The 25601-nt window shown below is 71.0% G+C and carries 24 protein-coding genes and 1 pseudogene; 10 read left to right on the top strand and 15 right to left on the bottom strand.

Features of this window, described 5'->3' with window-relative positions:
- Complete coding sequence (gene hisI / locus OIE74_RS29485; RefSeq protein WP_329388950.1) at positions 1-402, bottom strand: phosphoribosyl-AMP cyclohydrolase; 402 nt, start codon at positions 400-402, stop codon at positions 1-3.
- Between the two features lie 85 nt (positions 403-487).
- On the opposite strand from hisI, the gene OIE74_RS29480 reads away from it, so the two are divergent.
- Entirely contained in the window at positions 488-1120 is a 633-nt protein-coding gene (locus OIE74_RS29480) for a TIGR03085 family metal-binding protein (protein WP_329388948.1), read from the top strand.
- A 169-nt stretch (positions 1121-1289) separates the two neighbouring features.
- Here OIE74_RS29480 and OIE74_RS29475 read toward each other — a convergent pair.
- From OIE74_RS29475 to hisD, 9 genes and pseudogenes are all read right to left on the bottom strand, one after another.
- A pseudogene (locus tag OIE74_RS29475) lies at positions 1290-1793 on the bottom strand (helix-turn-helix domain-containing protein); the annotation flags it as partial.
- Positions 1794-1829: 36 nt separating this feature from the next.
- The gene (gene hisF / locus OIE74_RS29470) at positions 1830-2585 is read right to left on the bottom strand and encodes an imidazole glycerol phosphate synthase subunit HisF (protein ID WP_329388946.1); all 756 of its coding nucleotides are present in this window, start codon (positions 2583-2585) and stop codon (positions 1830-1832) included.
- A complete protein-coding gene (locus OIE74_RS29465; protein WP_329388944.1) occupies positions 2582-2995 on the bottom strand; it encodes a RidA family protein in 414 nt (137 codons plus the stop codon). The genes hisF and OIE74_RS29465 overlap by 4 nt, the downstream gene beginning before the upstream one ends.
- Positions 2992-3744, bottom strand: a complete 753-nt coding sequence (priA, locus tag OIE74_RS29460) for a bifunctional 1-(5-phosphoribosyl)-5-((5-phosphoribosylamino)methylideneamino)imidazole-4-carboxamide isomerase/phosphoribosylanthranilate isomerase PriA (protein WP_329388942.1) — start codon at positions 3742-3744, stop codon at positions 2992-2994. Before priA ends, OIE74_RS29465 begins: the two co-directional genes overlap by 4 nt.
- On the bottom strand, positions 3744-4379 hold the full coding sequence (hisH, locus tag OIE74_RS29455; RefSeq protein WP_329388941.1) for an imidazole glycerol phosphate synthase subunit HisH: 636 nt from the start codon (positions 4377-4379) through the stop codon (positions 3744-3746). The genes priA and hisH overlap by 1 nt, the downstream gene beginning before the upstream one ends.
- Positions 4376-4543, bottom strand: coding sequence for a hypothetical protein (locus OIE74_RS29450; RefSeq protein ID WP_329388939.1), 168 nt, complete (start codon positions 4541-4543; stop codon positions 4376-4378). Before OIE74_RS29450 ends, hisH begins: the two co-directional genes overlap by 4 nt.
- A 4-nt stretch (positions 4544-4547) precedes the next feature.
- Entirely contained in the window at positions 4548-5141 is a 594-nt protein-coding gene (hisB, locus tag OIE74_RS29445; RefSeq protein ID WP_329388937.1) for an imidazoleglycerol-phosphate dehydratase HisB, read from the bottom strand.
- The gene (locus OIE74_RS29440) at positions 5138-6247 is read right to left on the bottom strand and encodes a histidinol-phosphate transaminase (RefSeq protein WP_329388935.1); all 1110 of its coding nucleotides are present in this window, start codon (positions 6245-6247) and stop codon (positions 5138-5140) included. The genes hisB and OIE74_RS29440 overlap by 4 nt, the downstream gene beginning before the upstream one ends.
- Positions 6244-7602, bottom strand: a complete 1359-nt coding sequence (hisD, locus tag OIE74_RS29435) for a histidinol dehydrogenase (protein WP_329388933.1) — start codon at positions 7600-7602, stop codon at positions 6244-6246. The genes OIE74_RS29440 and hisD overlap by 4 nt, the downstream gene beginning before the upstream one ends.
- 242 nt (positions 7603-7844) lie before the next feature.
- Here hisD and OIE74_RS29430 point away from each other — a divergent pair, with 242 nt between their 5' ends.
- The 4 genes from OIE74_RS29430 (at position 7845) to ybaK (ending at position 11912) form a co-directional block, all read left to right on the top strand.
- Positions 7845-9464, top strand: coding sequence for an oxidoreductase (locus tag OIE74_RS29430; RefSeq protein WP_329388930.1), 1620 nt, complete (start codon positions 7845-7847; stop codon positions 9462-9464).
- 114 nt (positions 9465-9578) lie between these two features.
- Positions 9579-10607: a hypothetical protein gene (locus OIE74_RS29425; RefSeq protein WP_329388927.1), complete on the top strand. Its 1029-nt coding sequence runs from the start codon at positions 9579-9581 to the stop codon at positions 10605-10607.
- Positions 10608-10612: 5 nt separating this feature from the next.
- Positions 10613-11353 (top strand): LON peptidase substrate-binding domain-containing protein, encoded by a 741-nt coding sequence (locus OIE74_RS29420; protein ID WP_329388926.1) that lies wholly within the window; start codon positions 10613-10615, stop codon positions 11351-11353.
- Between the two features lie 58 nt (positions 11354-11411).
- A complete protein-coding gene (gene ybaK, locus OIE74_RS29415; protein ID WP_329388924.1) occupies positions 11412-11912 on the top strand; it encodes a Cys-tRNA(Pro) deacylase in 501 nt (166 codons plus the stop codon).
- An 18-nt stretch (positions 11913-11930) separates the two neighbouring features.
- Here the strand turns inward: ybaK and OIE74_RS29410 are convergent, their stop codons facing one another.
- From OIE74_RS29410 to OIE74_RS29395, 4 genes are all read right to left on the bottom strand, one after another.
- A complete protein-coding gene (locus OIE74_RS29410; RefSeq protein WP_329388922.1) occupies positions 11931-12602 on the bottom strand; it encodes a hypothetical protein in 672 nt (223 codons plus the stop codon).
- A gap of 34 nt (positions 12603-12636) precedes the next feature.
- The gene (locus tag OIE74_RS29405) at positions 12637-13479 is read right to left on the bottom strand and encodes an ABC transporter permease (protein WP_329388919.1); all 843 of its coding nucleotides are present in this window, start codon (positions 13477-13479) and stop codon (positions 12637-12639) included.
- A gap of 682 nt (positions 13480-14161) precedes the next feature.
- Positions 14162-15133 (bottom strand): ABC transporter ATP-binding protein, encoded by a 972-nt coding sequence (locus OIE74_RS29400; RefSeq protein ID WP_329392489.1) that lies wholly within the window; start codon positions 15131-15133, stop codon positions 14162-14164.
- A 90-nt stretch (positions 15134-15223) separates the two neighbouring features.
- Entirely contained in the window at positions 15224-16558 is a 1335-nt protein-coding gene (locus OIE74_RS29395) for an NYN domain-containing protein (RefSeq protein WP_329388917.1), read from the bottom strand.
- 235 nt (positions 16559-16793) lie between these two features.
- Between OIE74_RS29395 and OIE74_RS29390 the strand changes: the two genes are divergently transcribed.
- The gene (locus OIE74_RS29390; protein ID WP_329388915.1) at positions 16794-16973 is read left to right on the top strand and encodes a hypothetical protein; all 180 of its coding nucleotides are present in this window, start codon (positions 16794-16796) and stop codon (positions 16971-16973) included.
- Between the two features lie 149 nt (positions 16974-17122).
- On the opposite strand, the gene dnaE is transcribed toward OIE74_RS29390, so the two are convergent.
- Positions 17123-20668, bottom strand: coding sequence for a DNA polymerase III subunit alpha (dnaE, locus tag OIE74_RS29385; RefSeq protein ID WP_329388913.1), 3546 nt, complete (start codon positions 20666-20668; stop codon positions 17123-17125).
- A gap of 273 nt (positions 20669-20941) precedes the next feature.
- On the opposite strand from dnaE, the gene OIE74_RS29380 reads away from it, so the two are divergent.
- The 4 genes from OIE74_RS29380 to OIE74_RS29365 all read left to right on the top strand — a co-directional run bounded on the left by OIE74_RS29380 (position 20942) and on the right by OIE74_RS29365 (position 25595).
- Positions 20942-22276 (top strand): DUF2252 domain-containing protein, encoded by a 1335-nt coding sequence (locus OIE74_RS29380; protein ID WP_329388911.1) that lies wholly within the window; start codon positions 20942-20944, stop codon positions 22274-22276.
- Positions 22277-22340: 64 nt separating this feature from the next.
- On the top strand, positions 22341-23033 hold the full coding sequence (locus OIE74_RS29375) for a hypothetical protein (protein WP_329388909.1): 693 nt from the start codon (positions 22341-22343) through the stop codon (positions 23031-23033).
- Positions 23034-23139: 106 nt separating this feature from the next.
- Positions 23140-23955, top strand: a complete 816-nt coding sequence (locus OIE74_RS29370; RefSeq protein WP_329388907.1) for a DsbA family protein — start codon at positions 23140-23142, stop codon at positions 23953-23955.
- A gap of 77 nt (positions 23956-24032) precedes the next feature.
- Positions 24033-25595 carry a serine/threonine-protein kinase gene (locus OIE74_RS29365; RefSeq protein ID WP_329388905.1) on the top strand — a complete coding sequence of 521 codons (1563 nt, stop codon included), beginning with the start codon at positions 24033-24035 and terminating at the stop codon, positions 25593-25595.
- Positions 25596-25601 lie beyond the last annotated feature (6 nt).

Below are 25601 nucleotides of genomic sequence, written 5' to 3'. Positions count from 1 at the left end.
CTAGTCGGCGGCGGGGCCCGTCGTGGGCGTCGATGGCCTGAGGACGTCGGCGTCGAAGCAGGTCCGGTCGCCGGTGTGACAGGCGGCGCCCACCTGGTCGACCTTGACGAGGACCGTGTCGGCGTCGCAGTCGAGCGCCACGGACCTGACGTGCTGGACGTGGCCGGACGTGTCGCCCTTGACCCAGTACTCGCGGCGGCTGCGGGACCAGTAGGTGGCACGCCCGGTGGTGAGGGTGCGGTGCAGGGCCTCGTCGTCCATCCAGCCGAGCATCAGCACCTCGCCGGTGTCGTACTGCTGGGCAACGGCCGGAATCAGCCCGTCGGCGCCGCGCTTGAGCCGGGCGGCGATGGCGGGGTCGAGGCCACTGGCGGGGCCTTGGCCCTCGGTCGTGCTGGTCATACGGCCCATTGTGCCGCGCGTGTCGCGGCGCGGGCTCCGGGCGTCCACTGGGCGGACGGTGCGCGGCGGTCGTACGCTGGCACGTATGTCGACCCATGCAAAGCGTGAACGACTTCTGCTCGCCGACCTGTTGGAGTCGGCGGGACCCGACGCCCCGACCCTGTGCGACGGCTGGACCGCCCGGGATCTCGCGGCCCATGTGGTGGTGCGTGAGCGCCGCCCGGACGCGGCGGGCGGAACGGTCATCGGACCGCTCAGGAACCGGCTGGAGCGGGTGCAGGGCGAGTATGTGGCGAAGCCGTACGAGGAGCTGATCCAGCTCATCCGTACGGGGCCGCCGCGGATGTCGCCCTTCGGGATCAAGCAGCTCGACGAGGTGGCGAACACGGTCGAGTTCTACGTCCACGCCGAGGACCTGCGGCGGGCGCAGCCCGACTGGGCGCCCCGCGAGCTCGACAAGGTCTTCTCGAACACCCTGTGGGCGCGGCTGGAGAAGGGCGCCCGGATGATGGGCCGCAAGTCGCCGGTGGGCCTCGTGCTGCGCCGCCCGGACGGCCAGACGGCGGTGGCGCACCGGGGCTCTCCGGTCGTGACGGTCACCGGGGAGCCGGGCGAGCTGCTGCTCTTCGTCTTCGGCCGGCAGGACGCGGCCCGGGTGGATGTGGAGGGCGACAAGGAAGCGGTCGACAAGGTCCAGCGGGCGAAGCTCGGGATGTAGGGCCGCGGACCTTCCGTCAGGCCGTACGCGCGGCGTGTGCCCGCGGACTGTGTACGAGGCGCAGGCCCACCTCGACCAGGAGCCAGCCGAGCCGGCCACGCAGCCGGCCGGGGGTGCGGGTCACCGCGCGGACCGGCCCGAACCGGGCCGCCTCCGTACGGAGTTCGGCGGTGTCACCGGCCTTCACCGCGGCCCGGCCGGCCTCCTCGTACCGCCAGACGAGTGCGTGCATCTCCCGGCCGAGTTCGGCCAGTTCCCCGGCGGTGAGCCGCGCCAGGTACTCGCTGCTGAATGAGGCGCCACGCCAATCCGGTGCCCAGGCCGACCGGCTGTCGAGGAAGCTCCGGTAGAGCTCCGAGCGCTGCTCGAACGACATCCGGCCCACGGCCGCGTGCGTCGCGACGGCCTCGGGCGCGTCCCTGAAGTCCTCGTCACGGAAGCTCAGCCCTTCGGACGCGGGCCGCCACCAGCGCTCGCGGCCGTCCTTGCCCTGCGCCGGCGCCTCCTCGATCAGGCCGTAGTCGGCGAGTTTGCGCAGGTGGTAACTGATGAGTGAGACGGCCTCGTTCACCTGCTCGGCGAGCTGCGAAGCGGTGGCGGTGCGGGCGACGTAGAGCGTGCGGCAGTCCCCTTCGTCGACTCCCCGTAATGACGCGAAGTCGCCCCGGAACAGACGTTCCGGGGCGGCTCCCGTGCGTTTCGCGGGTGTTCAGCGCACCGCGTGGCCCGTGTCGCGCAGTTCCTTCTTGACCTGGGAGATCCGCAGATCGCCGAAGTGGAAGACGGACGCGGCCAGTACGGCGTCCGCGCCCGCGTCGACGGCAGGAGGGAAGTGCGCGAGCCTGCCCGCGCCGCCCGAGGCGATGACCGGGACCGTCACCCGCGCGCGTACGGCCGCGATCATCTCCGTGTCGTACCCGTCCTTCGTGCCGTCCGCGTCCATCGAGTTGAGCAGGATCTCGCCCGCGCCCAGTTCGGCCGCGCGGTGCGCCCACTCCACGGCGTCGATGCCGGTGCCCCGGCGCCCGCCGTGCGTGGTGACCTCGAACGTGCCCTCCGGCGTACGCCGCGCGTCGACCGACAGGACGAGCACCTGGCGGCCGAAGCGCTCGGCGATCTCCCGCAGGAGCTCGGGGCGCGCGATGGCGGCCGTGTTGACGCCGACCTTGTCGGCGCCCGCCCGCAGCAGCTTGTCGACGTCCTCCGGGGTACGGACCCCGCCGCCCACCGTGAGCGGGATGAAGACCTGCTCGGCGGTGCGGCGCACCACGTCGTACGTCGTCTCGCGGTCCCCCGACGAGGCGGTGATGTCGAGGAAGGTCAGCTCGTCGGCGCCCTCGGCGTCGTACAGCCGCGCCATCTCCACGGGGTCACCCGCGTCGCGCAGATTCTGGAAGTTGACGCCCTTGACGACCCGGCCGTTGTCCACGTCCAGGCAGGGGATGACTCGTACGGCGAGGCTCATGCCGGGCCTCCCGCCGGCGCGCGGAAGGCTTCCAGCTCGACCTCGACCACCAGGCTCGGGTCGATGAGACCGGCGACGACGACCATCGACGAGGCGGGCCGTACATCGCCGAACAGCTCCTTGTGGGCGCGCCCGACGTCGTCCGCGTCCCCGGCGTGCGTCAGATACATCCGGGTGCGCACGACGTGCTCGGCGGCGAGGCCGAGGTCCCGCAGGGCTTCGACGGCGACACCGAAGGCGGTGACGGCCTGTTCGTACGGTCCGCCCTCGGCGATCCGCCCGTCCACCACGGAGGTGCAGCCGGAGACGAGGACGAGACCGCCGGGCAGTTCGACGGCGCGGGAGTAGCCGTAGGCGTCCTCCCAGGGGCCGCCCGATGCGATACGGCGCACGCCGCCCCCCGGGCTCATCGCGCCACCTCCGCGAGCGCCTCTTCCAGCGTGAACGCCTTCGCGTACAGGGCCTTGCCGATGATCGCGCCCTCGACCCCGGCGGGCACCAGCGAGGCGATGGCGCGCAGATCGGCGAGCGAGGAGACGCCGCCCGAGGCGACGACCGGCCGGTCGGTGGCCGCGCACACGCTCTTCAGCAGCTCCAGGTTGGGCCCCTGGAGGGTGCCGTCCTTGGCGATGTCGGTGACGACGTAGCGCGCGCAGCCCGCCTCGTCGAAGCGGGCCAGCGTCTCCCACAGGTCGCCGCCGTCGCTGGTCCAGCCGCGTCCGCGCAGCGTCGTGCCGCGTACGTCGAGGCCGATCGCGATCCTGTCGCCGTGCTCGGCGATGGCCTTGGCCGCCCACTCGGGGGTCTCCAGCGCCGCCGTACCGAGGTTGACGCGCGTGCAGCCGGTGGCGAGCGCGGCGGTGAGTGAGGCGTCGTCGCGGATACCGCCGGACAGTTCGACCTCGATGTCCATGGCGCCGGTGATCTCCGCGACCAGGTCCCTGTTGTCGCCCGTGCCGAACGCCGCGTCGAGGTCCACGAGATGCAGCCACTCGGCGCCCGCGCGCTGCCAGGCGAGTGCGGCTTCCAGCGGTGAGCCGTACGAGGTCTCGGAGCCCGACTCGCCGTGCACGAGCCGCACGGCCTGGCCGTCGCGCACGTCGACGGCGGGGAGGAGTTCGAGCCTCGGTACGGAGGGGGAGGTGGGTGTGCCGGACATCAGAAGGTTCCGATCCAGTTGGACAGCAGCTGGGCTCCGGCGTCGCCGGACTTCTCGGGGTGGAACTGCGTGGCCCACAGTGCCCCGTTCTCCACGGCGGCCACGAACGGCTCGCCGTGCCGGGACCAGGTGACCTTCGGGGCGCGGATCTTGGGGTTGGTGACTTCGAGGGACCAGTCGTGGACGGCGTACGAGTGCACGAAGTAGTAGCGCTCGTCGGCGTCGAGCCCGGCGAAGAGCCGGCTGTCCGCGGGCGCGTCGACGGTGTTCCAGCCCATGTGGGGGACGGTCGGGGCGAGGAGCGGGCCGACGGTGCCCGGCCACTCGTCGAGCCCTTCGGTCTCCACGCCGTGCTCGATGCCGCGCTCGAAGAGGATCTGCATGCCGACGCAGATGCCGAGCACGGGGCGCCCGCCGGCCAGCCGGCGGCCGACGATCCAGTCGCCGCGCGCCGCGCGGAGCCCGGCCATACAGGCGGCGAAGGCGCCGACGCCGGGCACGATCAGCCCGTCGGCGTTCATGGCCTTGTCGAAGTCACGGGTGATCTCGACGCCGGCCCCGGCACGCGCCACGGCGCGCTCGGCCGAACGGACGTTGCCGAAGCCGTAGTCGAGGATGACGACGTTCTTGGTCATTCCCAGAGCCCCTGGATACGGAGGATGCCGGCGACGAGAGCGAGCGCGGAGCAGATGCCGAGCAGGACGATGACGCCGGTGGGCTGTTTCTGCTTGGCGAAGGAGTAGACGCCGCCGGCCAGGAACAGGCCGAGGACGATGAGGATGGTGTTGAGACCGGTCATGAAATTACAGCGCGCCCTTCGTGGACGGGAGGATGCCGACGGCGCGCGGGTCGCGTTCGCTCGCGTACCGCAGCGCGCGGGCCAGCGCCTTGAACTGGCACTCGACGATGTGGTGCGCGTTGCGCCCGTACGGGACGTGGACGTGCAGCGCGATCTGGGCCTGGGCCACGAACGACTCCAGGATGTGCCGGGTCATCGTCGTGTCGTAACTGCCGATCATCGGCGCCATGGCCTCCGGCTCGGTGTGCACCAGATAGGGGCGGCCGGAGAGGTCCACGGTGACCTGGGCGAGCGATTCGTCCAGCGGGACGGTGCAGTTGCCGAAGCGGTAGATGCCGACCTTGTCGCCGAGCGCCTGCTTGAAGGCGGCGCCGAGCGCGAGCGCGGTGTCCTCGATGGTGTGGTGCGAGTCGATGTGCAGATCGCCCTCGGTCTTGACCGTCAGGTCGAAGAGTCCGTGCCTGCCGAGCTGGTCGAGCATGTGGTCGTAGAAGCCGACGCCCGTCGACACCTCGACCTTGCCCGTGCCGTCGAGGTCGAGCTCGACAACGACCGAGGTCTCCTTGGTCGTTCGTTCCACGCGGCCGATACGGCTCATGCGCTCTGCTCCTTCGTCAATTTACGTACCGCGTCGAGGAACGCGTCGTTCTCGGACGGGGTGCCCGCCGTGACCCGCAGCCGGCCGGGGACGCCGTTGTCGCGCACCAGCACGCCCTGGTCGAGGATCGTCCGCCAGGCCCGGTGCGCGTCGTCGAAGACGCCGAACTGGACGAAGTTGGCGTCCGATTCGGTGACCTCGAAGCCCATCGCCCGCAATTCGGTGACCAGCCGGTCCCGCTCGGTCTTGAGCCGTTCGACATATCCGAGCAGCGTATCGGTGTGCTCCAGCGCGGCGAGCGCGGTGGCCTGGGTGACGGCCGACAGGTGGTACGGCAGGCGCACCAGCTGCACGGCGTCGACCACGGCGGGGTCGGCGGCGAGATAGCCGAGGCGCAGTCCGGCGGCGCCGAAGGCCTTGGACATCGTGCGGGACACGACGAGGTTCGGCCGGCCGGCGAGCAGCGGCAGGAGCGAGGGGTGGTGGCTGAATTCGACGTACGCCTCGTCGGCCACGACCAGCGAAGGACCGGCCGCCTGCGCCGCGTCGTACAGCCGGGCCACGGTCGCGGCGTCGACGGCGGTGCCGGTGGGGTTGTTGGGGGTGGTGATGAAGACGACGCCGGGGCGGTGCTCGGCGATCGCCCGCGCGGCGGCGTCGGCGTCGATGGTGAAGTCCTCGTTGCGAGGGCCGGAGATCCAGCCGGTGCTGGTGCCGCGCGCGATGAGGTGGTGCATCGAGTACGAGGGCTCGAAGCCGATCGCGGTGCGGCCGGGGCCGCCGAAGGTCTGGAGCAGCTGCTGGATGACCTCGTTGGAGCCGTTGGCCGCCCATACGTTGGCGGCGGTCAGCGGGAGGTCGCCGGAGGTGCGGCGGAGGTAGGCGGCCAGCTCGGTGCGCAGTTCGACCGCGTCCCGGTCGGGGTAGCGGTTGAGGCCGCGGGCGGCCTCCCGGACCCGCTCGGTGATCCGCTCGACGAGCGGTTCGGGCAGCGGGTACGGGTTCTCATTGGTGTTGAGGTGGACGGGGACGTCCAACTGGGGCGCCCCGTAGGGGGACTTGCCGCGCAGTTCGTCACGTACGGGAAGGTCGTCGATGTTCGTCACGCGTCGGGCACCTCCCCCGTGGGCCGCCGCGAGGGCAGTTTCCAGCCGAAACGCGCCTTGACGGCGGCGCCGTGCGCGGGCAGGTCCTCGGCCTCGGCGAGCGTCACCACGTGGTGGGCGACATCGGCGAGGGCGTCCCGCGTGTAGTCGACGATGTGGATGCCGCGCAGGAAGGACTGGACGGACAGGCCGGAGGAGTGACAGGCACAACCGCCGGTCGGCAGTACGTGGTTGGAGCCGGCGCAGTAGTCGCCGAGCGAGACCGGGGCGTACGGCCCCACGAAGATCGCACCCGCGTTGCGGACCCGGGCGGCGACATCGGCGGCGTCGGCGGTCTGCACCTCCAGGTGCTCGGCGCCGTACGCGTCGACGACCCGCAGGCCCTCCTCGACGCCGTCGACCAGCACGATCGCGGACTGCTTGCCCGCCAGGGCGGGCGCGATGCGCTCCTCGACGTGCTTGGTGGCCGCGGTCTGCGGCACCAGTTCCTTCTCGACGGCGTCGGCGAGTTCGACGGAGTCGGTGACGAGGACGGCGGCGGCGAGCGGGTCGTGCTCGGCCTGGCTGATCAGGTCGGCGGCGACGTGCGCCGGGTCGGCGGTCCCGTCGGCGAGGACGGCGATCTCGGTCGGGCCCGCCTCGGTGTCGATGCCGATACGGCCCGCGAAGTAGCGCTTGGCGGCGGTGACCCAGATGTTGCCGGGTCCGGTGACCATGTCGGCGGGCGGGCAGCCGTCGGGGCCGGTCGTCCCGTACGCGAACATCGCGACGGCCTGGGCGCCGCCGACCGCGTACACCTCGTCGACGCCCAGCAGGGCGCAGGCGGCCAGGATCGTCGGGTGCGGCAGGCCGTCGAACTCCTGCTGCGGAGGGGAGGCGAGGGCGATCGAGCCGACGCCCGCTTCCTGCGCCGGGACCACGTTCATGATCACGGACGACGGGTAGACGGCGCGTCCGCCGGGCGCGTACAGCCCGACGCGGGAGACCGGCACCCACTTCTCGGTCACCTTGCCGCCGGGCACGACCTGGGTGGTGTGCGCCGCGCGCCGCTGGGCGCGGTGGACGATACGGGCCCGCCTGATGGACTCGTCGAGCGCGGCCCGTACGGCGGGATCCAGGGCCGCCAGGGCCCGGGTGAGGGCTTCGGCGGGGACCCGTACGCGCTCCAGCGAGACGCCGTCGAACTTCTCCGCGTACTCGATCAGCGCCGCGGTGCCGCGATGGCGCACGTCCTCGCAGATGGGGCGCACCTTCGAGAGGGCGGCTTCCACGTCGAAGTCGGCACGGGGCAGCAGGTCGCGCAGTGCGGCGCCCTCGGGGAGGGCGGCGCCGCGCAGATCGATTCGTGAGATCACGCGGTCAATTCTCGCAGACCTGATCCGGCCGACGGCCGCCCGTATCACTGGCTGATATGAGCCCCGAATGTCACTCACGGCTACTAATGTCAACGATTGGCGTTCGATCGGTCACTCAGAGGGAAGAACGTTCGTACGACCTCACCACAGCAGCCCCGCCCGGCGACGGCTGCGCGGGAGTCACACGACCACAGCGTGAGGTACGGCGCACAGCACGGCAAACGGGGAAGTGAGGCGCGGCAGTGTCCGAGCCGCAGGACGACGAAGCTCCGGACTGGCTCTCGGCCACAGAACTCGGCATGTGGCAGGCGTTCCGGAACGGCAGTACCTACGACCTGAGCGTGCCGAGTCCACTGCTCAACGATCCGGCCGCGGCCGGCCCCTGGGGTGAGCACCGCAGCGTGCGCGCCCGCGTGGTCGCGCTGCTGCTGCTGAGCGGTCCCTCGGCGCGCCCGGGGCGGGTCGCCGCGCTCAAGCTGCGCGGGGCGTACATCAGCGGGTCGCTGAACCTGGCCGGCGGCAATGTCGAGCCGTACGTGGAGCTGACGTTCTGCCGCTTCGAGCGTGAACTGGTGCTGCCTGAGTGCCACTTCACCACGCTGCGGCTGGTGGGGTGTGTGATCCCGCGCCTGGAGGCCGCCCGGCTGCGCACCGAGGGCGATCTGCATCTGCCTCGCTGCCAGGTCGCGCGCGGTATCCGGCTCACCGACGCGCAGATCGGCACGGACCTGCTGATCAGCCAGATATCCGTCCGGCCGGACAGCAGCAGCCGGTCGATAGCCGCCGACGGGATGTCGGTCGGCCAGGACCTTCAGGCCGAACAGATAGAGACGCACGGGGAGTTCAGCCTGCGCGGCTCGAAGGTCGGGGGCTCGCTGATGCTGCGCGGCAGCCGGCTGCGCGCGGCGGGCGAGCGCCGCGCGCTCAACGCGCCGCAGCTGACCGTCGAGCGCTCGCTCTATCTGACGGGCGCGGTCGTGAGCATCGCGACGGGCAACGCCAACTCCACACCGCCGTACGGCACGGTCTACACCGGCAACACCGCGGGCCGCGGGTCGTTGCCGCCGGGCACCGAGATCCGGCGCTTCGAGTGCTACGGCGGGGTGCGCCTCGACGACGGCCGGTTCGGCGACACGATCGACCTCCACCAGGCCCGTTTCCTGATGTCGCCCGGCGAGGAGCTGTCGCTGCGCCGGATCACCGCGACGGAGCTGCGCTTCCAGTGCGAGCGCCCGCTGGAGGGCAGGGTCGTGCTGAACGGCGCGAAGATCATCACGCTGATGGATCTCTCCACGAGCTGGCCGGGCCCCGGCGGTCTCGCGATGGGCGGTTTCGTCTACGAGAACGTGGTGCCGTCCGGCCATTTCCCGCTCAACCGGCGGCTGGAGTGGCTGGACTCGGCGACGCCGGAGTACTCGCCGGAGCCGTACGAACGCCTTGCGCAGGTGATGCGCAACAGCGGCGAGGACGCCGACGCCCGTGAGGTGCTGCTGGCCAAGCAGCGCCGACGGCGCGAGACGCTGCCGGTGGCGGGGAAGATCTGGGGCTTCATCCAGGACTGGACGGTGGCCTACGGCTACCGTCCCGGCCGGGCCGCGCTGTGGATGGCCATGCTGTGGGCGGCGGGCACGTTCGTCTTCGCGCGGCACGCCCCGGAGGCGATCAAGTCCGAGGAGCATCCGGCGTGGAATCCGGCCCTGTACGTACTGGATCTGCTGGTGCCGGTGATCGATCTGGGCCAGGACGGGCACTGGCGGCCGGAGGGCGGCTGGCAGTGGCTCTCGGCGGCGATGATCCTGCTCGGCTGGATCCTCGCCACAACAGTCGCAGCAGGTGCCTCACGTCTCCTGCGCCGCGGCTGACCCAGCGCCGGGACGGCTTTCTTTACTCTCCCTTGACCTGGCCCGAGACAACCTTTCACCCACCACCAAAGCTTCACATATGCCCTCTGGCGCCTCTGCGACCTGCGGTTTTCAATGGTCCGCACCATGTCATTGATTCGCGCCCTGATCAGTACCGCGCGCATGCTCCGGCACACCCCGCGGCTCGCCGAGGGGCTTCCGCCGGACGATGCGGTACTGCTCGACGCCCCCGACGAGCGGCTCGCCCCGGCGCTCGTCTCCGCCGCGCTCGGCGAGTACGAGCACGCGGCGAAGCTGCTGGCGACCACGCGCGAATCCGCCGAGTGGGAGGACCGCGACCGCTATGTGATGCGGCTCGCCGCCTTCGCCCACAACCGCCACGAATGGCTCGCCCACTGGCTCGCCGCCTCGCCCGCCGACCCGGACGCGCTCGTCGTCAAGGCCGAACTCGGTGTGCGCAAGGCCTGGGAGTCCCCCGCCCGCGCCGAGCTCCTGCGGGAGATGGGCCCGCTGATCGGCGCGGCGGCCGACGGCGACCCGCGCGACCCGGTGCCGTGGCGGATCGCCCTGGACCACGCGCGCGGCACGCACGCGGGCCACCGGGCCTTCGAGTCGCTCTGGGGCGAGGCGGTACGCCGCTCGTCGCACCACTACGGCTGCCATGTCGCGGCCCTGCAGTACCTCTCCGCCCAGTGGCACGGCTCGCACCAGGAGTGCTTCGACTTCGCCGAACAGGCCGCCGCGGACGCGCTGCCCGGGTCGCTCGTCAAGGCACTTCCGATGCGGGCCGCCTTCAGCCGGCTGCTTGACGACGACCTCACCTCGATGACGACGGACCGGACAGACGCGGCCTGCGACGAGGCGATCCGGCTCTCGTCCGTGTACGCGGTGGGCGACTCCTGGCCGGCGGAGGTACGGAACCTGCTGGCGTACGTGCTGGTCAGACGGCGCCGATGGGACGAGGCGCTGGAACAGTTCCGGCTGATCGGCCCGTACGCGACGTCCTTTCCGTGGACGTCGCTGACCGACGATCCGCTGGGTCACTTCCTGGAGACACGCGACGGCGTACGCCTCCAGGTGGCCTCCGGGATGCCGTTGTGGAACCGGACAGACCGAGGGCGTCCGCGCGGCCATTACGCTTGAGCGTTGTGACCACCGCACATCTCCCTCTCTTCCCGCTGAACGCGGTGTTGTTCCCGGGCCTCGTCATGCCCCTGAACATCTTCGAGGAGCGGTATCGCGCCATGATGCGCGACCTGCTCAAGACAGACGAGTCCGAACCGCGACGCTTCGTCGTGGTCGCGATCCGCGACGGGCACGAGGTCGCGCCGACCGCGTCGGGCATGCCCGACCCCACGTCCCTGCCGGAGCGCGGGCCGTCGGCGGGCTTCGGCGCCGAGCCGCTGAAGGCCTTCCACCAGGTGGGCTGCGTCGCCGACGCGACCACGATCCGCGAACGCCAGGACGGCAGCTTCGAGGTGCTGGGCACCGGCACCAGCCGGGTCCGGCTGCTCTCCGTCGACACCGGCGGGCCGTATCTGACCGCCGAGGTCGAGGCGGTCGAAGAGGACTCGGGTGAGGGGGCGGGAGCACTCGCCGAAGGCGTCCTGCGGGCGTTCCGCAGCTACCAGAAACGGCTGGCGGGAGCGCGTGAGCGGTCGCTGTCGACCGGCGACGACCTGCCCGAGGAGCCGTCCGTCGTCTCGTATCTGGTGGCCGCGGCGGCCGTCCTGGACATCCCGGCGAAGCAGCGGCTGCTCCAGGCCCCGGACACCGTGACGCGGCTCCGGGAGGAACTGAAGCTGCTGCGCGCCGAGACCGCGGTGATCCGGCATCTGCCGTCGCTGCCGGCCGTGGACCTCACCCGGGGCCCGACGAGCCCCAACTGACCTCCGCGGGCTCTTCTCAGGTCTGTGGGCTCTTCAACTGACGCGAGGAACAGATCCCTTGGCGAAGAAGCAAGCGAAGAAGGCCGCCGGCGGCACCCCGGCGACGGTCGCGCTGACGGCGGCGAAGGCCGAGTTCACCCTGCACGCGTACGAACACGACCCGGCGGCCCCCTCGTACGGCGAGGAGGCCGCGGCGGCTCTGGGGGTCCCGGCGGACCGGGTGTTCAAGACGCTGGTCGCCGACGTCGACGGCGAACTGACCGTGGCGGTCGTCCCGGTCTCCGGCTCGCTGGACCTCAAGGCGCTGGCCGCCGCGGTAAGCGGCAAGCGGGCGACGATGGCGGACCCGGCGGCGGCGGAGCGCACCACGGGCTACGTACGCGGCGGCATCTCGCCACTGGGCCAGCGCAAGCGGCTCCGTACGGTCCTCGACGCGTCGGCGGGGACCCACGCGACGGTCTGCGTCTCGGCGGGCCGCCGCGGCCTGGAGGTGGAACTGTCCCCCTCGGACCTGACGTCCCTGACGGCCGCGACGCTGGCCCCGATCGCCAAGGCGTGACGGCTCGACGGGGCGAGGTCAGCGTCCGGTCTCCGGCCCGTCCTCCCGGTCGGCCGGCAGATACGGCGCCCCGAACGGCACCCACTCCGGCTCCGGGTCGCGCGGGCCGAACAGCGCCGTCAGCGCCAGGTGCACGATCATCGCCGCCACCGGCCACGCCAGCAGCGCTCCCCGCGCGTTCAGCTCCAGCGGCGCGTCGAACGTCGCGCCCTCTCCGGCCGCCCGTGCCTGTGTGACCACGTCGTCCGGGCCAAGACCCCAGCCGACCAGCCAGGCCAGCCCCGAGGCGAGCAGCCCGCCCAGTGCCAGGCCCACGACGAGCGGGACACCGCCGCGCCGTCGGAAGAGGAAGACCAGGGCAGCGCTGACCAGGCCGAATCCCAGGGCCAGCAGCACGAACGTGCCGTCCGCGCCGATAGCTTCCTCGCCCTCCGTGTCCTTCAGGAACACGGCCGACTCACCGGCGATCAGCGGCACCCGGGGCGACAGCCAGAGCCAGAGCAGTCCGAGCAGCACGCCGGAGACAGCCACGACGAGCGTCACGACGGCTGCCTGCTTCAGCTCGGTCCTCGTGTCGGCCTCGTCCGCCGCCTTGGCGGTGTGGTGGGCGGCCGTGGCCCCCGCGCCCTGGGCGTGCTGCCAGGGGCCGTCGTTCGGGGGCTGGTGGGGCGGCGTCAGAGGAGCTGTCACCCCGCCATCGTGCCAGGCATGGCCCGGCAGTGCCTCATCGGACTGCCGCACGCCTGTACGCCCACGTCGCCACGGCCAGCGAGACGACGCCGACGGCCGCGCAGACCGCGAGGTCGAGCGCGACGGTGGGCCAGTCGGGATGCCTGTCGAAGGTACGGGCCAGGGCCTCCACGCCGTACGTGGACGGCAGCAGATCCCGGGCGTACGCGATCGGCCCCGGCAGCCGGTCGGCGGGCAGCACACCCAGCAGCAGCGCGGCGGACATGCCGAGCTGCCCGAGCAGCGTGGCGAGCTCCTGGCGGGGCGCCAGCAGCCCGAGCGCGGCCCCGAGCCCGGCCAGCGCGGCGCCGGAGAGCGGGATGACCGCGACCAGCACCCAGAGGTGGGTGAGCGGCAGGTCGAAGAGCAGACTGCCGGTCACCGCGGTCACGGCGGTGCCCGGGACGGTGAACGAGGCGTACGCCCCGGCCGCGCCCAGCACCACGGCGGCGGGCGGCACGGGCAGCGTCGCGTAGTGGTCGAGCCCGCCGGTGGCCCGGAGCTGACCGAAGTACTGGGCGAGCAGATTGAGCGCGACGAAGGCCACGACGAGCACGCTCGACCCCGCGACCACGGCGCGCGCCTCGGCGCCGCCGTCGACGACGCCGCGCATCAGGATCATGATCCCGACGGACTGGAAGGTCGCGACGAAAAGCAGCGGGATCCGGGCGACCCGCGCCCGCGACAGCTGCGCGCGGTACACGGCGGCGAGCGAGGGCAGCAGCCGCGCACGCGGCGCCAGCGCGGCCGGCCCCCGGCCGGCTCCGTCGCTCGCGGCACGGGGGTCCGGGACGGTCCGGCGCTTCCCGCCGACGGCCTCCGCGGGCACGATGCTCACCTGACGCAGCTCCTGTTCGGTCCGTACGGACGGATGCGACCCCGGCACCTGACACCCACGGCCACCCGCGCCCAGCGTGCCATACGCCCGGAACGCCCCGAACGCCCCGTAGGAACGGCCGAGTTCCGGCCGGTCGCGGGGAGGACGGCTCCGCCTCGGGCGCCCGGGGCGTGGCGGCCTTCGGCGCACTGCGCGTGGACGACGGCCACGCAATGGGCGGCCAGGGCGTTACGGCCTTCGGCGCACCGACCGCCTGCGGCGGTCGCGTGGACGGCGACGGCGTGGACGGCGACCGCGTGGACGGCAACGGCGGGAACTGCGGATGCGGGCCTGGCGGGCACGTCCTGGGTGGTCCTGCCTCGGAGGCCTCGGAGCGAAGCGGAGAGGATCAGCTGCCGGTGGGGACGGAGCGGAGCGGAGGGGCGTCCGGGCGTGGCCCGGAGGAGAGGCGCGCAGCGCCGGCCCGTTGCGCTGAGCGAAGCGAAGCGGGTCGCTTCCGAGGCGCGCAGCGCCGCACGGCCCGATCCGACGGCGGTCGCCCCGCGCGGCGGCCTGCCGTCCGCGCAGCGGGCTGTCCCAGGACCCCCCGCCCCAGCGAACGCGGCCCGCGTGCGAACCGCGGCGCGCCCCCCGGTGGCAAGGCGGGCGGGTCTCGGAGTCGTAAATCTGGAGTGTTTCCCGGTCATGTCTTCACCAGGCCTTGAACCTGGCCGCCGAGGGCCAGGTAGACGTCCTCCAGGCTGGGCGTCGCCAGGGTGAAGTCGTCCAGCGCCGCGAACGCCTCGCCGCCCGTCACCGCCGCCACCGCCGCGCGCGCCTCGTCCGGGGCGAGCCGCAGCACCCAGCGGCGGCCCGACTCCTGCGCGGAACCGCGCAGCGCGGCGACCTCCGGGACGTCGAGCGGGGCGCGCTGGCGCCAGACGAGTTCGAGCCGTACCTCGCCCGCGACCTGTTCCTTGAGGCCGGACGGGGTGTCGCAGGCGATGACCTTGCCCCGGTCCAGCACGGCGACCCGGTCGAGGACCGTCTCGGCCTCGATGACGTTGTGGGTGACCAGCAGCACCGTCGCGCCGCGTTCGGCCCGGCGGCGGTCGACCGCCGCCCAGACCGCGCGCCTGGCGACCGGGTCCATACCGGTGGTGGGTTCGTCCAGAACGAGCACCGGCCGCTCCCCCACCAGCGTCGCGGCGAAGCAGGCCATCCGCCGCTGACCGCCGGAGAGCTTCTTCAGCGGACGCCCCGCGAGCTCCGTCAGGCCGAGTTCCGCGAGCACCGCGTCCCGCTCGGCCCGCGCCTCGCTCAGTCCGAGCCCCCGCAGCCGGCCCGTGGTCTCGGCCGCGAGCCCGACCGTCAACTCGTCGAGCGCGGTGGACTCCTGGCCGAGATAGCCGATGAGGCGCGAGGCGCGTTCGGGATGGCCGACAAGATCGTGGCCGAGGACGTCGACGCTGCCGGAGTCCGGCCGCATCAGCCCGGTGAGCTGACGTACGAGGGTGGACTTGCCCGCACCGTTGGGACCGAGCAGTCCGAAGATCTCGCCCTGCCGCACGTCCAGGGAGATCCCGTCGTTGGCGCGCACCTCGGGCGTGGCCGGGGCGCCACGCCTGGCGCGCGCGGCGGGGTACGTCTTGACCAGCTCCCGCACCGCGCACACCGTACTCACAAGACACGAGCCTACGGGGTCCAACTGCCCGTAATCCGCCCGGGGGCGCCCGGTGACCCGTCCCGCGCCCGCGTGCGGGCGCTACTCCGCCGCTCCGTCGCCCTTCGGTGGCGAGTGATCCGCACCCTTCGCCGACGGATGCTCCGCCGCCGCCCGCACATCGATCTCGCGCCAGAACCCCGCTCTGATCGCGTACCGGTCGTGCTCGTCGATCTGGTCGTCCTTGTGTGCCAGCAGTCCGAAGCGGGCCGCGTACCTCAGCACCTCGCCGTCGATACGGTGCGGGATCCGCGGATACATCGTGGACAGCTTCTGCGCGTGGCCCACGTCGGGCAGCCTCTCCACCCAGCGCCTGGCGAACACCTGCCCCACCTCGAACGGATCGCCGCCGACCGTCGTGATGTCCTCCTCGCGGTCCGCCCAGCGCTGCTCCGCGCTGGTGAGCTGCGCCAGCGTCGGCAGTGACGCGGTCTCGGGCGGCTCCCCGAGCTGGCCCCCGCCGCCCGTGCGCTCGACCCAGCCCCGGTCGGACGACCAGCGCAGCGTCGCGTTCCCCGGCGGGGGCGCGGGCGCGGCGTGGGGTCCGGGCGCGCGCAGGGCGGCCAGGTCCTTCGGGGTGGGGACACCCTTGCCACCGGCGGGCGCCGACTGCGCGGTCCCGGGGCCGTGCTCGCGCCCCGGCCCGGCACCTGGCCCGTGCTCCGTCGTCGCCGGCGCCGTCCCGTTGCGCGCGGACGCGGCCTGCGCCTCGGCCGCCCGCTCGGCGGAGGCGGCGAGCGCCGACTCGGGCAGCGGCGCGGAGAGGATCGCGGCGATCTCCGGACGCGGCGCGGGCTGCGGCGCGCAGACGCCGCCGAAGTCCTTGGCGCGTACGGCCTTGGTGATCCAGGCCCGGTCGAGCACCCGGCGTTCGTCGGCCTCGGCCACGAGGTCCTCGGACTGGTTGTAGTCGCCGTCCGCCGCCTGCACCGCCCAGAGGTGCACGGCGACGCCGTGCTCCTTCGCGGACATCAGGCCGGGCAGCAGATCACCGTCGCCGGTCACCAGCACCACGTCCGAGCAGGCGCGATTTCTGGCCAACTCCGTGAGCTCGGCGTGCATCGCCGCGTCGACGCCCTTCTGCGCCCATCTCCCGTCGCTGCGGGTCAGCGCACCGAGCCGGACGGTGACACGTGACATGACGCGCAGCCGTCGGTGTTCGGGCTGCGGCACGCGGTCGGGGGCGCCGTCGAACCAGTAGATACGGAGCAGCGGCTGCTCCGTATCGGCCTCGGCGCGCTCGCGCAGCCCCTGGATGAGGGCGGCGTGGTCGACGGTGATGCGTGAGCGGGCCGGTTCTCCGGCCAGGAGGCTCGCGGCGGCGCCCAGCAGGTAACCGGCGTCCACCAGGACGACGCAGCGGTCCACGTGTTCCACCCTCTTTCGGGAACGTCGGGATCGGAAGTTGCTACGGGTTTCCTTCGAGTCTGCCCGACCGCAACTGGGTTAACGGCCGGAACTGGATCATCGGCGTGGCGTGTCCCTCCCGGCTACCCCCGGAGACGGCCGAACCATGTCCGTTACGCACAGCTATGATCCAAAATGCGGTGAGTCACGGCGTATGTGAATCTGACAGCGGCCCTGGCCCCAACATCCTTCAGGAGGCAGCACCATGGCCAAGAACAAGAACCGTGACCGCGGCAGACAACAGCAGCAGGACCGCTCGTCCACCGAGCGTGGCGCCGAGCAGTCCTCGTCCTCCTCGGAGGCCAAGGCCGAGCAGATACAGTCGCAGGTCACGCCGTCCGATGTGGCCCACAAGGGCCGCCAGAAGCGCTTCGGCCACAACTGACGCCGGACTCACGCGTGACTGCGCGCATGACTGACTGACGAGGTCAGCCACATCTGACTTCGGCGGCACCTGACTGAAGAGGGGCACGCCCGGTCTCCCGGGCGTGCCCCTCCACGCGTACGCGTACCGCTACGGCTCCCCCGCGCCCGCTACCCCGCCAGACAGGACGGCCCGAGCAGCACCTTCAAGTCGCCGAAGAGCGCCGGGTCCGGCTGCACCCGGTGCCGGTCGAGCCGCAGCACCGTCGTCTTCCGTGCGCCCTGGAGCTTGATCCGCACCTCGGAGTTGCCCCGGTGGTGGCTGAGGATCTCACCCAGCCTGCTGACCATGGGCGGCGTGAGCTTCACCGTGGGGATGGTGATCGTGACCGGCGCGTTCGTCCCGCTGGACGACAGGTCGGGGACCTGGAGCTCCATCGCGACAAGACGCGGGATGTCCTCGCGCTTGTCGAGACGTCCCTTGACGAAGACGACGGTGTCCTCGACCAGTTGGGTGGAGACCAGCTGGTAGGTGGCGGGGAAGAACATGCACTCGATCGAGCCCGCCAGATCCTCGACGGTGGCGATCGCCCACGCGTTGCCCTGCTTGGTCATCTTCCGCTGGAGGCCGGAGATGATGCCGCCGATGGTGACCACCGCGCCATCGGCGTGCTCGCCGCCGGTGAGCTGCGAGATCGCCGCGTCCGACTTGTCGGACAGGACGTGCTCGATACCGAAGAGGGGGTGGTCGGAGACGTACAGGCCGAGCATTTCCCGTTCCTGCGCGAGCAGATACGACTTGTCCCACTCCACGTCGGAGAACTCCACGTCGAGCCCGAAGCCCGGCTCGGAGGACGCGTCGTCGCCGTCGCCCATACCGCCGAAGAGGTCGAACTGCCCCTCCGCCTCCTTGCGCTTGACCTGTACGACGTTGTCGATCATCGGCTCGTGGTGCGCGACGAGCCCCTTACGGGTGTGGCCCATCTCGTCGAAGGCGCCCGCCTTGATGAGCGATTCGACGGTGCGCTTGTTGCAGACGACCGCCTCGACCTTGTCCAGGAAGTCGGGGAACGTCGCGTACTTCCCCTTGGCCTTGCGCGAGCGGATGATCGATTCGACGACGTTCGTGCCGACGTTCCGGACGGCCGTCAGTCCGAAGAGGATCACGTCGTCGCCCTGTGCGGCGAAGTTCGCCACCGACTCGTTGACATTCGGCGGCAGCACCTTGATGCCCATGCGCCGGCACTCGTTGAGATAGACGGCCGACTTGTCCTTGTCGTCCTTCACCGAGGTCAGCAGGGCCGCCATGTATTCGGCCGGGTAATTCGCCTTGAGATACGCGGTCCAGTAGGTGACGAGCCCGTACGCGGACGAGTGCGCCTTGTTGAACGCGTATCCCGCGAACGGGACCAGTACGTCCCACAGCGACTGGATGGCCTCGTCCGAGAAGTTGTTCTTCTTGGCACCGGCCTGGAACAGGACAAAATTCTTCGCCAGTTCGTCGGCCTTCTTCTTGCCCATCACACGGCGGAGGATGTCCGCCTCGCCGAGCGAGTAGCCCGCGATGATCTGCGCGGCCTTCTGCACCTGCTCCTGATACACGATCAGGCCGTAGGTGAGGCCGAGGACCTCCTTGAGAGGCTCCTCCAACTCCGGGTGGATCGGAGTGATCTCCTGCTGCCCGTTCTTGCGCAGCGCGTAGTTCGTGTGCGAGTTCATGCCCATCGGGCCCGGCCGGTAGAGGGCCGACACGGCGGAAATGTCCTCGAAGTTGTCGGGCTTCATCAGCCGCAGCAGCGAGCGCATCGGACCGCCGTCGAACTGGAAGACGCCGAGCGTGTCACCTCGGCAGAGCAGTTCGTACGTCCTGGGGTCGTCCAACGGCAGGGACAGAAGCTCCAGATCGATACCCTTGTTGGCCTTCACCATCTTGACGGCATCGTCCATGATGGTCAGATTTCGCAGACCCAGGAAGTCCATCTTCAGCAGGCCGAGCGACTCGCACTGCGGATAGTCCCACTGCGTGATCGTGACGTTGTCGGTGTGCCTGACCCAGACCGGCACATGGTCGGTGATCGTCTCGCTGGACATGATCACGCCGGCCGCGTGCACCCCCATCTGCCGCACCAGACCCTCGACACCCTTCGCCGTGTCGATGACCTTCTTGACGTCGGGCTCGTTCTCGTACATCCCCCGGATCTCGCCCGCCTCGCTGTAGCGCGGGTGCTTGGGGTCGGTGATGCCGGAAAGGTCGATGCCCTTGCCGAGGACGTCCGCCGGCATGGCCTTGGTGAGCCGGTCGCCCATCGCGTACGGATAACCCAGCACTCGCGCCGAGTCCTTGATGGCGTTCTTCGCCTTGATCTTTCCGTACGTCCCGATCATGGCGACCTTGTCGGCGCCGTATTTCTCGGTGACGTACCGGATGACCTCACCGCGCCGACGCTCGTCGAAGTCGATGTCGACATCCGGCATGGAGATGCGCTCGGGATTGAGGAACCGCTCGAAGATCAGACCGTGTTCGATCGGGTCGAGGTCGGTGATGCCCATCGCGTACGAGACGATCGAGCCGGCGGCGGAGCCTCGGCCGGGGCCCACGGCGATGCCGTTGTTCTTGGCCCACATGATGAAGTCGGCGACAACCAGGAAGTACCCCGGGAACCCCATCTCGATGATGATGCCCATCTCGTACTCGACCTGCTTCTGGCGGTCTTCCGGGATGCCGTTCGGGAAACGCCGGGCCATTCCCCGCATGGTCTCCTCACGGAACCAGGTGACTTCGGTGAAGCCGTCGGGGATGTCGAACTTGGGCATCAGGTTCCGCTCCTGGAACCAGCCTTCCGTATCGATCTGCTGCGCCACCAGAAGCGTGTTCGCACACCCCTCCTGCCAGGCGTCCGAGGAGTCGACCGCATACATCTCGTCCGTCGACTTCAGGTAATAACCCGTCCCGTCGAACCGGAACCGGTCCGGATCCGACAGATTCTTACCCGTCTGAATACACAGCAGCGCATCATGCGCCGTCGCCTCGCCCGCATACGTGTAATGCGAGTCATTCGTCACCAGCGGCGGAATCCCCAGCTTCTTCCCCACCTCCAGCAACCCGTCCCGCACCCGGCGCTCGATCTCGATCCCGTGATCCATCAACTCCAGGAAATACCGGTCCTTACCGAAAATATCCTGATAGTCCGAAGCCGCCTGCATCGCCTCATCGAACTGCCCCAGCCGCAACCGCGTCTGCAACTCACCCGACGGACACCCCGTCGAAGCGATCAACCCCTCCGACCACTTCGCGATCGTCTCCCGGTCCATCCGCGGCCACTTCGTCAGCCACCCCTCCGCATACGCGTCCGACGACAACCGGAACAGATTATGGAGACCGGTCTTGTTCGCCGCCCAGATCGTCTTGTGCGTATAACCACCCGAACCCGAGACATCGTCCCGCTTCTGATGCGGCTGCCCCCACTGCACCTTCCGCTTGTTCCGCCGCGACTCCGGCGCCACATACGCCTCAATACCGATGATCGGCGTCACACCCGCCTTCTTCGCCTGATGGAAGAAGTCGTACGCACCATGAAGATTCCCATGATCCGTCATCGCGATATGAGACATCCCCATCTCATTGCACGCCTTGAACATGTCCCCCAACCGCGCCGCACCATCCAGCAACGAGTACTGCGTGTGCACATGCAGGTGCGTGAACGGCGGCTTGGTCACGGCTGAGGCCTCCAGCGAACGAGCGGACGAGCGACGGGCTGCCCCCCCGGGGGGACAGCCCCGAAGTCTACGACCGCCCACTGACAATCGAAGCGCGTCCGGACGATGTCCCGAGGAGTCCGGACCGGGCGTCACGAACCTCCGGGTCGACCGGCGCGGAACGGGCACGCACCGGTACGTTCGTGCGTTGCCAGTACTGACGGCGCCGTCGCCCGAGGCGGGTGGCGTGTCAGTTCATCCGCCCAGTTCGTCATGTTCCAGGAGGCACCACCGATGTCGGTCCCGCGCCCGGTCGAAGCCGCTGACCAGCAGCGAGGGGAGGAGATCCTCTCCGTGTTCGGCACCGCCTTCGGTGCCCTGCTCGCCGCTGATCCGGCGGCCTTCCAGGTCAAATTCCGCAAGATGGCCGCCTCCGCCTTCGCCTTCTACCGAGGCACGGCGTCCCTGTTCTACAACGACCTGGAGCGGGAGCAGCACGGCGGGCCGTACGTGGACGAGCGCACCGGCCGGGTCTGGATCCACGGCGATCTGCACGCCGAGAACTTCGGCACGTACATGGACGCGAACGGCCGGCTGATCTTCAACGTCAACGACTTCGACGAGGCCTATGTAGGACCGTTCACCTGGGACCTCAAGCGCCTGGCCGCCTCGCTCGCGCTGATCGGCTACACGAAGGCGCTCAGCGACGACCAGATCAGCGAGCTGGTCCGGATCTACGCCGCCGCCTACCGCGAGCGGATCCACGCGCTGGCCACGGGCGCGAAGAACGACGAGGTCCCGCCGTTCACCCTGGACACGGCGACAGGACCGCTGCTCGACGCGCTCCGCGACGCCCGCTCGCTGACCCGTTTCGCGCTGCTCGACTCGATGACCGAGATCCGTGACTTCGAGCGCCGCTTCGCCCCGGGCGGCGGCTCCATCGAGCTGGACGCCGCCACCCGCTACAAGGTCCTGGCGGCCTTCGACGGCTATCTGGAGACCCTGCCGGAGTCCAGCCTGACCCGCCCCGACTCCTACCGGGTGAAGGACGTCGTGGGGCGGCGCGGCGTCGGCATCGGCTCGGCCGGCCTGCCCTCGTACAACATCCTGCTGGAGGGCAACAGCGACGCCCTGGAGAACGACGTCGTGATCTACCTCAAGCAGGCGCAGACCCCCGCCGTCTCGCGGCACATCACCGACGAGCGGGTGCGCGGCTACTTCCAGCACGAGGGCCACCGCACGGTGATCTCCCAGCGCGCGCTCCAGGCGCACGCCGACCCGTGGCTCGGCTGGACAGAGCTGGACGGCGCGGGCCAGCTGGTCGCCGAGGTCTCCCCGTACGCGGTCGATCTCGACTGGTCGGACATCGACGACCCGGCCGAGATCGCCGCCGTCGTCGCCGACCTCGGCCGCGCGACGGCGACGATGCACGGAGCGGCGGACGACGAGAGCGGCCACTCGCTGGTGCCGTTCAACACGGAGCGGGCCATCGACGCGGCGATCGCGGCGGACGAGGAGGGCTTCTCCGAGCTGCTGGTGGAGTTCGCCCACAGCTATGGGGCACGGGCCCGCGCGGACCACCAGATCTTCGTGGACCTCTTCCGCAACGGACAGCTCGCCGGCGGCTGACCCCGCCCGGGGCGACGGCGACCTTAGGGACCCCTTACAGGTTCTCGTGGCACACTCGGCGACGATGGACATATCGGCGGCACGGCTCAGGGCGCTGCGGGCGGCATTGTTCACGGCACTGGCCGTGACGCTGTCCGCCGGTTCCCATGTCCTGCTGTCGCGGGCCCCGCTGCCCCTGTCCGTCGTCGCCGTCCTGTGCGCCGTCGTGTTCCCCGTCTCGTACGCCCTGGCGGGCCGCGAGCGGGGTTTCTGGCGCATAGCGGCCCTGCTCGTCCCGCTCGAACTGGCCGCGGACACCATCTTCACCACCGGCCAGAACGTCTGTTACGGCGCCGCCGGCGGACCCGTCGAGGGCCCCCTGCGCTCCGTCGGCCTCGACGTCCTGTGCGGCGGCAGCTTCGGCTCCCCGCTGCCCGGCGTCTCGTCGGTCGCCTCGCCCGAGAGCGCGGCGGCCACCCTGCTGGGCTCCCCCGATCCCGCACTCCCGTGGCTGCTGCTCGCCACCCATGTCGCGATCGGTCTGCTCGCCGCGCTCTGGCTGCGGCGGGGCGAGGCCGCCCTGGCGGGCCTGGTCCGGGCGCTCGCCGGTTTCGCCTTCCGGCCGCTGCTGGTCGCCGTCGCGGTGGCCGGCACGGTCCGCCGTACGGTACGGCGCTTCCCGCGCCCCGCCACCCGCCCGCACACCTCCCGTACGCGCCTGTGCGCGCACTCCGTCGGACGACGGGGACCACCTCGCTCGGCCCTTCTCCCGGCCTGAGCACCACGTCGGCAGCCGTCTGCGGCCGCCGTCCGTCCCCCGCGTGCCGGCGCGCGTCTCTTCGCGCCCGCGCGTCTCGTTCGACCCCACACGGAGTAGACCAGTCATGAGCGCACGCAACAGCAACGCCAACAAGGCCGCCGCCCGCGAGAAGCTGCGCGAGCAGCGCGAGCGGCAGGCGAAGAAGGACCGCGCCCGCCGCCAGCTCGTCGTCGCCGGATCCACCGTCGCGATCCTGGCGATCGCCGGCGGTGTCGGCTTCGGGGTCGTCCAGGCGAACAAGCCCTCGCAGTGGGAGGCGGCCAAGGACGCGACGAACGTCACCGCGCCGAAGCACACCTCCGGCACGAACGGCACGACCGTCGTCATCGGCAAGCCCGAGGCGAAGAAGACCCTGGAGCTGTACGAGGACTCCCGCTGCCCGATCTGCGCGACGTTCGAGCAGCATGTCGGCGCCACGATCCAGAAGGACGTCGACGCGGGCAAGTACAAGGTCAAGTACGTCGGCGCCACGTTCATCGACAACTCGGACAACGGCGAGGGCTCGAAGAACGCGCTGTCCGCGCTGGGCGCCGCGCTCGATGTGAGCCCCGAGGCGTTCTCGGCGTACAAGGCGGCGCTCTACTCGGCGCAGAACCACCCCAGTGAGAGCGACGACAAGTTCGCCGACGACAGCTCCCTGCTGAAGATCGCCGACTCGGTCGACGGCCTCAAGGGCAACGCGGCGTTCAAGAAGAACGTCGAGAGCGGCACGTTCGACGCCTGGGCGATGAAGATGTCGGCGACGTTCGACAGCAGCGGCGTCGAGGGCACCCCGACGCTCCGCATGGACGGGAAGACGGTCACCGCGGAGGGCAGCGAGAACGCCCCGCTGACGGCGCCGGACTTCACCGCGGCGATCACCAAGGCCCTGGCCGCGTGACGGCACCGGGTCACCGGAGCCGGCCCAAGGCCTAACCGCGTACGGGCCACCCCACCGTGGCCCGTACGCTGACCCGCATGACCGGGGGCAGCGAGAACAGGATCATCGACGGGCGGTTCGAGCTGCTGGAACGGCTCGGCAGCGGCGGTATGGGCACGGTGTGGCGGGCACGTGACGCCGTGCTCCACCGCGAGGTGGCGCTGAAGGAGGTCCGCTCCCCCGACCCCGCGATGACGGCGGCCACGCCCCAAAGCGCCCATGTGCCGCGTGAGCGGGTGCTGCGCGAGGCACGGGCGCTGGCGAGGATCAGCCACCCGCATGTGGTGACGATCCATCACATCGTGGACGTCGGGCCGCATCCGTGGATCGTGATGGAGCTGCTGCCCGGCGACACGCTCATGGACCGTGTCGCGCGGGGCGCGCTGCCGCCCGTGGACGCCGCCAGGATCGGCCGCCAGGTGCTGGCAGGACTGCGGGCCGCCCACGCGGTCGGCATCCAGCACCGCGACGTGAAGCCCGCGAACGTCATGCTGCGCGAGGACGGCGGCGCGGTGCTCACCGACTTCGGCATCGCGGCCCTCCAGGGCTCGACCTCCCTCACGGCGACCGGCGAACTGGTCGGCTCGCCCGAGTACTTCGCCCCGGAGCGCATTCGCGGGCACGGCGACGACCCCGCCTCCGACCTGTGGTCGCTGGGGGTGACGCTGTACGTCTGTGTGGAGGGCGTCAGCCCGCTGCGCCGTGCGACGACCCTGGCCACGCTCGCCGCCGTACTGGACGAGCCCGTTCCGCCGCCCGTACGGTCCGGGCCCCTCACGCCCGTACTGAACGCGCTGCTGGTACGTGACCCGGCCGCGCGGCCCGACGCCGCCCAGCTGGATCGGATGCTGGCCCAGGTCGAGGCGGGCGTGACACCGCACTGGGAGCTGCCGACCCTCATCGCCCCCGCGCCGCCCCGGGCTCCGGTCCCGGATCCCCGGGTGGCGCTGACCCGGTCCGGCGGCTCGCACCCCGTGGCGGACGACGGGGTCACCACGCGGCGCCGGCCGGCTGCCGCCGCACGGAGCGGACGTACGCCGATGGTCGTCGCCGCCGTCGCCGTGGCCGTCGCGCTCGTGGCGGCGACCGCGCTGGTCATCTCGCTCCAGGACGATTCCGGCTCACGGTCCGACGGGAAGTCCCCCGGGGCGTCGGCGAGCCCGCGGAGCCCCGACGTGAAGTCGCCCTCGCCGACGCCTTCCGCCACGGTCGACAGCGAGACGGGGGACGAGGACAGCGACGACGACGAACCGTCCGGCGACGACCTGACCGGCAACTGGGTCGCCCAGCTCGCCTCCACCGAGAAGTCCGCGGGCACCGCCGCCCGCGACAAACAGGCCGCCGCCCTGCGCAGCAGGGGCATCGCCAACGCGCGCTATCTGGACAGCGACGAACACGCCTCGCTGAAGCCGGGCTACTGGATGTTCTACGTCTCCGGCTTCAACAGCGGCGAGCACGCCGTCAACTGGTGCCGCACCCGCGGTCTGGACACGAACAGCGCCTGTGTGGGCCGCTACATCAGCGACGAGGCGACCGACAGCATGTATCTGTGCGGCCCGGCCCCCGGCGGGCGCACCACGGGCCGCTGCACCCGCGGCTGACGGGCA

Source organism: Streptomyces sp. NBC_01716 (assembly GCF_036248275.1).
In the GTDB taxonomy this organism is placed as follows: domain Bacteria; phylum Actinomycetota; class Actinomycetes; order Streptomycetales; family Streptomycetaceae; genus Streptomyces.
This window is presented reverse-complemented; position numbering and strand designations above follow the sequence as displayed.